Below are 10069 nucleotides of genomic sequence, written 5' to 3'. Positions count from 1 at the left end.
TGCGACGCTCCTATGCTTCGTCAAGCGCCTGTCGTGGTGTTTTCGAGTAGGCGATAGAGGTCGCGGGCGACGTAGCGGGCAAGGCAGCGTTTGATTTCTCGGCCGGTCTTGCCTTCGGCAGTGCGGCGAGCGACGTATTCGCGGGTGGCTGGCTGGTACTGGATCCGGCTCTGGACCACGGTGTGCAGTGCGTTGTTGAGCTGGCGGTCGCCGTACCGGTTGAGCCGATAGCGGGTGGTGACTTGGCCACTGTTCGCCGGGATCGGTGCCACGCCGGCGAGCATCGCGAACGCCGCCTCGGAGTGGATACGGYCGGGGTGGGACCAGGCGCACAACACCGTCGCGGCCACGATCGGTCCGACGCCGAACTCCTCGAGCAGGTCAGGACGCCAGCTGCGGATGATGGCCACGATCGCCTTCTGCAGCTCCCGTGCCTCTTTCAGCATCGCGTGCGCGCGTCGAGCCAAGGTCCGCAGCGCCACCACGGTGCTGGTCGTCTCGGTGTCCCAGGAGGCGTGCACTCGCAGGCTCGCGGCGGTGTTGAGCATCGCGGCRAGCTTCTGGCCACGGAACCTGACTCGGATCGGCTCGGGCGCGGCGATGAYCAGGCYGAAGACCTGCAGCTGCGCCTCGGTGGAGGCRTTSAYCGCGGAGCGGCGAGCAGCCAAAAGCACTGACAGTGCTTGACGTTCGCCCCCGGTGCGAGGAGTTCCCAACCGCGGTCGAGCCATCGCTTCACGCGCAGCGCGGATCGCGTCGAGCGGATAGTCTTCGCGCCGTTGCGACGCGCAACCCGCTTCGGCCGATCCAACTCGATGACGAGCTMCGACATCGCCAGCAGGTGACGACTCAGACCGGCGCCATGACCGCCGGTCCCCTCGATCGCCCAGGCCCGCTTCGCCGGACGGGACGTGGTTCCGGTCCGGGACGGAGGCTCGGCAGGACTGTGATGAGACACATCCGGCGCCTCTAACGCCAGATGGTCAAGCTCCTGATCAGGCCAGCTCCTCCAACCGGGCCGGGGCCGGTGACCACGAGCGGACARGTCGCAACAAAGGCACGAAGCCAGTCATTCCGGGGGTCACACTCGCGGTCACCAACCACAGCCCAGCACCATCAGGCTGCCTTGGCGATCCTCACAGTCCTTCCGCCGCAACCGGGCGCGTCGCCACATCCCTCTCTTGCCGCCTATTCGTCGCTGGCGCGAGAACCCATGCTCCGAGCGGCCCACTACCCTCACGGCCTGGGATCCAGCCCAAAGCGGGGCATGCCGGACATCGCGCTAGGGTGCGTGCCGGTCACACTGGCTCAGCGCCGCCGCCTTCACTCGTTCTCGCGCGCATGGCTGGCGAGGCCGGCCCTCGCAGGGTTGGTTGCGAGTGCAGAAGGCGCTCGTTCATCGCGGCTCCCTCGTGGGTACGCAGAGAGTATGAGGTGGGTCAGCGCCACGACCTGGACCGAGACGGCCTTGCTCGGGCTGGCGTTCGTGCTGTCGGCGATCATCGGCCTTGAGCGCCACCGGCGCTTCAAGAGCGCAGGTCTGCGAACGCATACGCTCGTCGGCGTCGGCTCGGCGGTCTTCACGCTGGTGTCCGCCTACGGGTTCGCGGACGTCACAGGCCGGGGCGCAGCAGTCGACCCATCGCGGATCGCGGCGCAGATCGTGTCGGGCATTGGCTTTCTAGGAGCCGGGGTCATCTTCGTGCGCCGAGGAAGCGTGTCCGGGCTGACGACCGCGGCCTCGATATGGTTGACGGCCGCTGTCGGGATGGCCTGTGGCGCAGGCATGCCGGCGCTCGCTGTCATGGCCACCGGCTGCCACCTGCTCACGGTGACCGTCCTGGGGAAGCTGGGGCGACGGATGCAGGCAGACCCGGTGAGCACGACGCTGCTCATGCGGTACACGGCAGGTCAAGGGGCGCTGCCGGTCGCCCTGGGGTTGGCTGCTGAGCACGGCGTTACGGCCACCGTTCTCGACGCGAAGACCTTCCGGCAGGAGGGTGCCGAGACGACGGTGCGCGCGATTGTTCAGCTCGAGGCGACCCCTCAGCTCGTCAGCGACCTCGTCGAGGAGATCACGGACCTGGCGAGCGTGCAGTCCCTGCGCGTTCTGAGCGGCGAAGGACGTCCGGACTAGGTGTAGTTGCTCATGACGTTGGTGACACCGGTCTCGAGGCGTGAGGCGGCAAGCTTCTGGCTGCGGAACCTGACGCGGTTGGGTTCGGGTGCTGCGATGACCAGGTCGAAGACCTGCTGCTGGGCCTCCGTGGAGGCATTAATCGCGGAGCCGCCAGCAGCCAAAAGCACTGACAGTGTTTGGCGTTCGCCCCCGGTGCGAGCAGTTCATGCACCCTCGGCTGCGCTGGACGAAGAAGCACGCCGAGTGCCCCGCGCATGAACTTGGGAGACGGGCCCATGGGGGTTGTAGTGCTGCTGCCTGGTCGGGTCGAGCTGGCGTAGGCCTCGTCTGCTGCGGGTGGGGCGAGCTGCAGGTCAATGGCACTGGCTTCCCGGCAACGGACAAGGCCACGACGAACCCGGACCGGGTAGCGATCATGACCGGAAGATGACAAAACCAGCGACATTCCCACATTCGGCGCCCATGCACCCCTTTCGTCCCTACCGTCGTTTCAGGAAGGCGCGCGGCGGTTCGCGCCTGGCTGCTCGACGGGGAGGACGATCTATGACCGCTCGCACGATGACGGGGTTCGTGGTCGTCCATCTTCGCCGCGGCCGCCTGCTGCCCTTCTGCCAATGATCCGGCGGACGGAGGGCATGTCCCTTGCCACGTGGTTTCCCATCGCTTATGCGAGGGTGTGCGCCGTGGTGCTGGTGACACTGGCGCTGGTGGGTGCGGTCGGCGAGGTCAGCGCTTATGCAGGGCCAGCGATCGCGCCCGCCCACAACAAGAACTCGCTGATCAACGTGGCCGTCGTCCCCGCCCCGGGCGGGGTGAGGGTGCAGGCTGAGGTCCGCTACGACGACGGCGACCCGGTCGTCGACGAAGACGTCCTTGGGCTTGTCAGAGACAGCTCTTCGGGTCAGACGACTCAGCTCAAGTTCGGGGCGAGCGGGGCCCCGGGGCAGTACGTCACAGACATCCCGCTGGACGAGGGACAGTGGGACCTTGAAGTCGACGCCGTGACGTACACGCGCGGGGTGCGCACCGTTCACTTCACTCTCAGCGGCGCGGGCGAGGTGTCGAAGCTGACCGTCGTCGCTGCGCTACCCAACAGCCTCGAGCGTCCCACCACGGCAAGGAGCCACGTCGGGGTCATCCTGATGGGCGCCGTGATCGTGGCCTTCGGTCTACTCATATTCGTCGTCGTGGTCGAGCTACGGCGGCGCTCAAGAACGGTCGATGTCTGAGCTGGTCCGGTGGGAAGGCGCGCCGGTCTGGTTTTCGCTACTTTCACCCGGATTATCCGTCTACCTTCTTGGTGTCGCGCGTCTGCGCGTCCCAACCCATACCTGGAAAGGCGCACGTATGCCGATCAGCCGTCCGTTGAGTGCCTCTTTGGCCTCCATCACGTCCTTGGCCGTCGCCTTCGCGCTCGGCTCCTGCTCCACGGCGTCTCCATCGGCCGGAGCGGCAACATCCGCGCAAGGCTCCACGACCGCTACGAGCTCCGCCCCGGCGGGTGCCACGTCGAGCACGACGGCCTCGGGCCGGACGGTCGAGGTGACCGTCAAGGGCAGCACGATCACGCCGGCGCCGGCGACGATCCCCTTGAAGGTGGGCGAGACGATCAACGTGGTGGTGACCAGCGACCACGACGACGAGGTTCATGCGCACGGGTTCGAAGTCGAGAAGGAGATCAAGGCCGGCGTTCCCGTGACCCTGCAGCTCAAGGGCGACGTTCCTGGCGTCTACGAGGTCGAGATGCACCACCCGGCGCTGACGCTGCTGCAGATCGCGGTCAGCTGACGCCGTGACGAGTCTGGCTCTTTCGTCTCACTCGCTGTTGACGAGCGCACCTGCTTTGATCCCTGCGCATGGGGTGGGCAGCCGGAAGGACCTACCTCTTCCGTTCGGGTACCTGATCGTCGGGGCTGCGGTCGTGCTGGTCCTCTCGTTCGTCGCCCTGGTCGTGTTCTGGCGTGAGCCTCGGGTGCGGGACCACCACGGCGTGCTCCTGCCCCGTTTCGTGGCCGCGTTCCTCGATTCGCGGGTGGTGCGGGCGGTTGCCGCCGCGGTGTCGCTGCTGTTGTTCGCGGTGACGGTCGCCGCGTTGGCCTTCGGCGTGGACGATGCCAACAACCCGGCCCCCTACCTGGTGTTCGTCTGGCTGTGGGTGGGGGTCCTGGCCCTGTCGCTCCTGTTCGGGCCGGTGTGGGTCGTGTTGAACCCGATCCGCTGGATCCATCTGGCCGTATGCCGCATGGCCCGGGTGGACCCGGACGCCGCCATCCTGCGCTACCGGCTGGGCTACTGGCCCGCCGCGCTCGGGCTGTTCGCGTTCACGTGGCTCGAGCTCGTCGCCCCGAACCGCACCTCACAGGCAGTGCTCGGATCGGCCGTGGCGCTCTTCGTCGTCCTGGACCTACTCGGGGCGTTCGTGTTCGGGCGGACCTGGTTCCGGTGGGCCGACCCGTTCGAGGTCCTGTCGCGGCTCTACGGGGCGCTCAGCATGCTCGGACACCGGTCCGAAAGGCGCTGGGTGCTGCGCAGTCCTCTGGCCGGTCTCGAGCAGATCCAGGTCCGAACCGGCCTGCTGGGCACCGTCGCGGTCATGCTCGGCAGCACCGCCTACGACGGGTTCTCGGCCAACCCGGCCTGGTTCACCTTCTCCCAGGCATCGCCGGTTCCGGTGCTCACCCAGACCGCCGGACTGGGCGCCATGACCCTCTTCGTTATCGGCACCGTGTCGCTCGCCGGCTGGGCCGGTGCGGTCCTTTCAGGTACGGACGCCCGAGGCATGGCCACCGTGTTCGCGCCGTCCCTGGTGCCGATTGCCGCCGGCTACGCCGTCGCGCACTACTGGTCCCTCGGCGTCTACGCCGGCCAGCACACGCTCACCCTGCTGTCCGACCCCCTCGGTACCGGCGCGGACTACCTCGGGACCCGGCTCCTCATGCCCAACTCCGACCTCATCGCCCCCACCCTCGTGGCGACGTTGCAGGCGGCCGCGATCGTGCTGGGCCACCTCCTCGGCATCGTCCACGCCCACGAGCGAGCCGTCGCGCGCTTCGACCGGCGCGGCGCGCTGCTCGGGCAGCTACCCATGCTCGCCCTGATGGTCATCTACACGTGCGGTGGGCTGCTGCTGCTCTTCGCCAGTTGAGACTCGACCGGATACTTGCCAGGTCGCACGCAGGCCGCCCCAGGCCGGTGGCACGAACGCGTTTGGGCACGGCAAGTTCGGGCTTCCGCCGCCAACCCCGGCCATCCCGCGGCCGGCCCCGTTTCACATGCCCTTGGTGCCTCGTGCCCTGCGCCGCTGAACCTCCCAGCCCGTCGCGGCGAGGATGGCGAGCACGATGAGCACGACCAGGATGGCCCCGACGGGCAGTCCTGATCCCGACGCTGTCGCGTGCTCAACGACCGGTGTGGTCCCTGTCGTCTCGGGCGCCTTGGGGGCGCTGGCCGCGCGTGAGGTGAAGGAGATCTGACCCGAGACGGGGTGACCGTCGGCCGAGGTCACTCGCCACAGGACCGTGTAGCGCCCCGCCGGGGAGGATCCGGGCAGGTCCTGCACGACGGTGTTGTCCACGAGGCGTGGCTTGGGGATGGCCACCGATCCGGCAGGGCCGGTCACGACCATCTGGGTCCCGATCGACAGCGCCGGGTCGGTGAAGGTGAGCACGATCTTGCTCGGAGTCTGCGCGACCGTGGAGCCGTTCGCTGGTGCGGTGGAGACGAGGACGTCGTGGGCCGCGGCCGGGCCGGCGGCCACCACGAGGGTGACCGCCGAACCGAGGAGGACGAGCAGCGCGGAGGTGAGGGCGGCAACTGGGCGCCAAGTCCCCACATGCCCGGTCGCGCCCGCGAGCCGGACTGTCACGGCCGGGTCCCTGTCACCTGACGCCGACGACCGGCCACCGCGATTCCCGCGGCGCCGAGCGCCAGGACGACGGCGATGCCCCCCAGCGTGCGGGCGAGGGTGTCGCCGCCGGCGCTGTCCTGACCTGTGGCACCCGTCGACGCGGCGGGTGCGGCGCTGTCGTGTCCAGACGCAACCGTCGCAGCCGTCACGGTGAAGGAGGGAGCCGGATGCTCCGGCTCGACGCCGGAGGGCGGCGTCGGCTGGTCCCAGTGCACGACCGACCCGTCCGACATCGTTTGGGTGGCAGGCATCAGGACGAGCCCGGGAGCGGGCAGCGGGCCCACCGAGAGGTCGAACTCCTGGTACTGGTCGGGCCCGATCTGGGTGCCGGGGCGCGCGGTCCAGGTCACGGTGCGCACGGCTTTGGTGACGGTGGTCCCGTCGACCGTCATCGGCTTCGGCAGCGGTGCCTTGGTCAGGGAGACGTCCCAGCCCGGCAGCGGCCTTGCGGAGACCGACAGGAACGGCTTGTCGGTCGGTAGCTCGACCGAGACCTTGACGGTGCTTGCGGTCGCGGACTCGTTGGGGACCCGGAAAGCCAGCTCACTGAAGGACCCGGAGGCGGTGCTGTCCGAATCGACGTGGACGTGGGCTTGGGCGGCCGCTGCGGAGCCGGCGACGAGCGCGGCAGCCAGGCTCAGGGTCGCGACGAGGCGGTGCCCTGAGCGGCGGGTGGAGCGGCGGGCAGGGGTGGGAAGCGCAAAGCGCGCACGGGTGGTCATGGGTTTCCTCGTATTCCGTTGGGAGGGCTCCGCACGGTCGGCGAAGCACCAAGGGTGGGTGCGTCCAGAACCGGACGCCGCACCCGACCCGACGCCACAACGAGGCGACGTGGTCAGGCCAGGCCCGGCACGACGCGCGCCGGCGGCCCGCGCGGCGACGTCCCATCGGCCCACCAGGACAGGACCGGCCCCAGCACCGCAGCGCCCGGCCCAGCGGGGCGAGCTTCGACCGCAACAGGGCGGGCGGACGGCAACGAGCGCGGCACGATCCGGTCGGCCAGCGCCCAGAGGGCAGCCTCGCCCCGGGCAAGCACCGCGGCGGTGAACAAGGTCGCCACGAGGTGAGCCGCCAGCATCGGCCACGAGCCCATCAGGTGGGCCATCGACCCGGGCGGCAACCCCGCTGGGGGCATATGAGCCGCACCCGTCGCGCTGATCGAGCCGCACGTCCCGCCGGTCACGACGATCGCGTGGTGACCCGAAGCCGTGACCACGCTCACACCGCACGTGGACGCACCCGCGGTCACGGAGAGCGCAGCGTGCAGCAGAACCTGCTCGACTCCGAGCGCAGTCAGCACTCGAGGTAGGCGGCACCGCCGGGCGGTGACGAAGAGAACGACCGGGGCGGCCATCAACACGAGGAACGCGAGGACCGGCAGCCCGGGAAGTTGGCCGCCGCCGATCAGGTGCGCGCCAGCGGCGAGCAGAAGCGAAGCAGAGCCGAGGATTCCTGCGCGGACCACCCGCGCAGCCCCTCGGCTCGGTGTCTGCACTGATCAACCGTAGCGACTGCCCGCTCCTCGACCTCACCCGGGTAGCGGCCGACCCGAGCTCGGATGGGTTAGCTCGACAGAGTCGGTCACCGCGGGGTCTTGCTCATGCGCAATGAACATCCGGTAGCGCGCCCACCCAGTAGGCACTCGAACTCGACCCTTGCCGCAAGGGAGGGAACCGGGGCCAGACGTCGACCGGTGAGGAGCTTCGGTTCTGGCTCATCTACAAATGGATGCCGACGCCCGGACTGTCGACGGCCCTCTCCTTGGCGCCCGGGGCCAGAAGCACTTTCGGCGCGGCACCACCCAGCGCCGAGAGCTTCGGTCACCGCGCAAACCCGGTGAGGTGTCTGGGCTGCACCTGCGTGACATCGACCTGTCGGCCCGCCTCATCGATGTGAAGCGCCAGACCTATCCGGGTCGCGGCGGCCCGGTGACGAAGGCAACCAAGGGCGCCCCCGTCGTCGCGTCCCGATCATCGCGCCGGTGAGACACATACTGGCCGCCTCGCCGTGGGACGCGATCCCGAATCGCGACTGGTCACCGGCCCACGCGGAGGCGTCAGACGACAGCCACGCTTCGCGACGCGACCAAGTGGGACCAGGTGGTGACCCAGCTGGCGCTCGTTGAGCTGGTGCGTCGCCGGGCACCAGGACCGGCAGTGACCGGCCGCTACCTACTGCACCCCGACTCAGAGGCGCTGACCCACGCCGGGACAGCCTTCTCGATGTGGTGGGCCCAAACTGGGCCCACGGACGAAACTGCACCAGAGGGATCCGTGAGTCGGAGCCGACATGAGAACGGGGCCTGACCTGCGTGAACAGGTCAGGCCCCAATCGGTCGGGCTGACAGGATTTGAACCTGCGACCCCTTGACCCCCAGTCAAGTGCGCTACCAAGCTGCGCCACAGCCCGAATGCCCCTCGGGGCGAAAGGAACAGTAGCGCACCGGGTGCCGCTGGTCCCAATCGGCCCCCCTGGGCGGCATCGACGACCAGAGGTCAGCGGCGACGCTTCTCGCGGACGCGCACGGAGACCTCGATGGGCGTGCCTTCGAAGCCGAACTGTTCGCGCAGCCGGCGTTCGATGAACCGGCGGTAGCCCGCCTCGATGAAGCCGGACGCGAAGATGACGAAGCGCGGCGGCCGCGTCGATGCCTGGGTCGCGAACAGGATGCGCGGCTGCTTGCCACCGCGCAGGGGGTGCGGGTGGCTAGCCACGATCTCCCCCATGAACGCGTTGAGCCGGCCGGTGGGGACACGGGTGTCCCAGGACTCGAGCGCGGTCTCGATGGCGGGCACGAGGCGGTCCATGTGCCGCCCGGTGCGCGCAGAGATGTTGGCCCGGGGCGCCCACGGCACCTGGACGAGCTCCTTGTCGATCTCGCGCTCGAGGTAGTAGCGGCGCTCCTCGTCGAGGGTGTCCCACTTGTTGTAGGCGATGACAAGGGCGCGGCCCGAGTCGATGACCTGCTGCACGACCCGGATGTCCTGCTCGGCGATGGGCTCCTCGGCGTCGATGAGCACGACGGCCACCTCAGCCTTCTCGAGCGCGGTCTGGGTGCGCAGCGAGGCGTAGAAGTCCGCGCCACGGCTCTGGTGGACCCGGCGGCGGATGCCGGCCGTGTCGACGAAGCGCCACGTCTTGCCGCCGAGCTCGATGAGCTCGTCGACGGGGTCGCGGGTGGTGCCCGCGACGTTGTCGACGACAACGCGCTCCTCGCCCGCGAGGCGGTTGAGCAGGCTCGACTTGCCGACGTTGGGGCGTCCGACGAGCGCGACCCGTCGCGGGCCACCCTGGGCGTACGCGCCGTGGGCCGACACGTCGGGCAGCACGTCGAGGACGGCGTCGAGGGCGTCACCGCTCCCCCGCCCGTGCACGGCGGACACGGGGAAGGGCTGACCCAGCCCCAGGCTCCACAGCATCGCCGCATCGGCCTCGCCGCGCTGGTCGTCGACCTTGTTGGCCACGAGCACGACCGGCTTGCCGGAACGACGCAGGAGCTTGACGACCGCCTCGTCGTCGTCCGTCGCGCCGACGGTGGCGTCGACGACGAACATGACGACGTCGGCGAGGTCGATGGCGATCTCGGCCTGCTCGGCGACACGCAGGTGTATGCCGGTGGCGTCCGCCTCCCAGCCGCCGGTGTCGACGATGGTGAAGCGGCGCCCGCCCCATTCGGCCTCGTAGGACACCCGGTCACGGGTGACGCCGGGCACGTCCTCGACGACGGCCTCACGGCGGCGCAGGATGCGGTTGACCAGACTCGACTTGCCGACGTTGGGGCGCCCGACCACGGCCACGACGGGCAGCGGGCCCTGGGCCGCGCCGTCCTCGGAGAGCGGGCCCTGGGCGTCGAGCAGCGCCTGGTCCTCAGGGCTGAGCTCGAAGTCGTCGAGCCCGGCGCGCAGGGCGCGCTCCACGGCGGCGTCGTCGACCTCGGGGGTCATGACAGGGCCGTCGGTGGAGTCGGGGGTCGAGATCGGAGCGCCCTCGTCGATGGGGCGGGCGGTCTCGTCAGTCACGGT

At 69.4% G+C, this 10069-nt stretch carries 11 protein-coding genes and 1 tRNA gene; 5 read left to right on the top strand and 7 right to left on the bottom strand.

The genetic code is table 11. The features are described 5' to 3' along the window. Window positions 1-20: 20 nt before the first annotated feature. Window positions 21-548 carry a transposase gene (locus AC1DIW_RS11335; protein ID WP_478108214.1) on the bottom strand — a complete coding sequence of 176 codons (528 nt, stop codon included), beginning with the start codon at window positions 546-548 and terminating at the stop codon, window positions 21-23. A gap of 881 nt (window positions 549-1429) precedes the next feature. On the opposite strand from AC1DIW_RS11335, the gene AC1DIW_RS11330 reads away from it, so the two are divergent. Continuing rightward, window positions 1430-2137 (top strand): MgtC/SapB family protein, encoded by a 708-nt coding sequence (locus AC1DIW_RS11330; protein ID WP_478108213.1) that lies wholly within the window; start codon window positions 1430-1432, stop codon window positions 2135-2137. Here AC1DIW_RS11330 and AC1DIW_RS11325 read toward each other — a convergent pair. Continuing rightward, window positions 2134-2307 carry a hypothetical protein gene (locus AC1DIW_RS11325; protein WP_478108212.1) on the bottom strand — a complete coding sequence of 58 codons (174 nt, stop codon included), beginning with the start codon at window positions 2305-2307 and terminating at the stop codon, window positions 2134-2136. The two genes, AC1DIW_RS11330 and AC1DIW_RS11325, sit on opposite strands and share 4 nt — an antisense overlap. A gap of 516 nt (window positions 2308-2823) precedes the next feature. Here AC1DIW_RS11325 and AC1DIW_RS11320 point away from each other — a divergent pair. The 3 genes from AC1DIW_RS11320 to AC1DIW_RS11310 all read left to right on the top strand — a co-directional run bounded on the left by AC1DIW_RS11320 (window position 2824) and on the right by AC1DIW_RS11310 (window position 5285). After that, the gene (locus AC1DIW_RS11320; RefSeq protein ID WP_442281040.1) at window positions 2824-3369 is read left to right on the top strand and encodes a hypothetical protein; all 546 of its coding nucleotides are present in this window, start codon (window positions 2824-2826) and stop codon (window positions 3367-3369) included. Further along, a complete protein-coding gene (locus tag AC1DIW_RS11315) occupies window positions 3362-3928 on the top strand; it encodes a cupredoxin domain-containing protein (protein ID WP_478108210.1) in 567 nt (188 codons plus the stop codon). The genes AC1DIW_RS11320 and AC1DIW_RS11315 overlap by 8 nt, the downstream gene beginning before the upstream one ends. A gap of 133 nt (window positions 3929-4061) precedes the next feature. Then, on the top strand, window positions 4062-5285 hold the full coding sequence (locus AC1DIW_RS11310) for a hypothetical protein (protein ID WP_442281038.1): 1224 nt from the start codon (window positions 4062-4064) through the stop codon (window positions 5283-5285). Window positions 5286-5408: 123 nt separating this feature from the next. Here AC1DIW_RS11310 and AC1DIW_RS11305 read toward each other — a convergent pair whose 3' ends face one another. From AC1DIW_RS11305 to AC1DIW_RS11295, 3 genes are all read right to left on the bottom strand, one after another. Then, a complete protein-coding gene (locus AC1DIW_RS11305) occupies window positions 5409-6005 on the bottom strand; it encodes a copper resistance CopC family protein (RefSeq protein ID WP_478108209.1) in 597 nt (198 codons plus the stop codon). Next, complete coding sequence (locus AC1DIW_RS11300) at window positions 6002-6769, bottom strand: YcnI family copper-binding membrane protein (protein WP_478108207.1); 768 nt, start codon at window positions 6767-6769, stop codon at window positions 6002-6004. Before AC1DIW_RS11300 ends, AC1DIW_RS11305 begins: the two co-directional genes overlap by 4 nt. Window positions 6770-6882: 113 nt before the next feature. Next, the gene (locus AC1DIW_RS11295; RefSeq protein WP_478108206.1) at window positions 6883-7542 is read right to left on the bottom strand and encodes a hypothetical protein; all 660 of its coding nucleotides are present in this window, start codon (window positions 7540-7542) and stop codon (window positions 6883-6885) included. Window positions 7543-7888: 346 nt separating this feature from the next. On the opposite strand from AC1DIW_RS11295, the gene AC1DIW_RS11290 reads away from it, so the two are divergent. Then, complete coding sequence (locus AC1DIW_RS11290; protein ID WP_478108205.1) at window positions 7889-8032, top strand: hypothetical protein; 144 nt, start codon at window positions 7889-7891, stop codon at window positions 8030-8032. A gap of 350 nt (window positions 8033-8382) precedes the next feature. On the opposite strand, the gene AC1DIW_RS11285 is transcribed toward AC1DIW_RS11290, so the two are convergent. Both AC1DIW_RS11285 and der read right to left on the bottom strand, forming a co-directional pair. Further along, a tRNA-Pro gene (locus AC1DIW_RS11285) sits at window positions 8383-8456 on the bottom strand. Between the two features lie 86 nt (window positions 8457-8542). Then, the gene (gene der, locus AC1DIW_RS11280) at window positions 8543-9991 is read right to left on the bottom strand and encodes a ribosome biogenesis GTPase Der (protein ID WP_478108227.1); all 1449 of its coding nucleotides are present in this window, start codon (window positions 9989-9991) and stop codon (window positions 8543-8545) included. Window positions 9992-10069 lie beyond the last annotated feature (78 nt).

The sequence above is a fragment of the Terrabacter sp. 01T434 genome (genome assembly GCF_056398545.1).
This window is presented reverse-complemented; position numbering and strand designations above follow the sequence as displayed.

Bases quoted from the DNA above. Each gene is read 5' to 3' on its own strand.
- AC1DIW_RS11330 (WP_478108213.1), top strand. From the start codon at position 1,430: ATGAGGTGGGTCAGCGCCACGACCTGGACCGAGACGGCCTTGCTCGGG.
- AC1DIW_RS11315 (WP_478108210.1), top strand. From the start codon at position 3,362: ATGTCTGAGCTGGTCCGGTGGGAAGGCGCGCCGGTCTGGTTTTCGCTA.
- AC1DIW_RS11300 (WP_478108207.1), bottom strand. From the start codon at position 6,769: ATGACCACCCGTGCGCGCTTTGCGCTTCCCACCCCTGCCCGCCGCTCC.
- der (WP_478108227.1), bottom strand. From the start codon at position 9,991: ATGACCCCCGAGGTCGACGACGCCGCCGTGGAGCGCGCCCTGCGCGCC.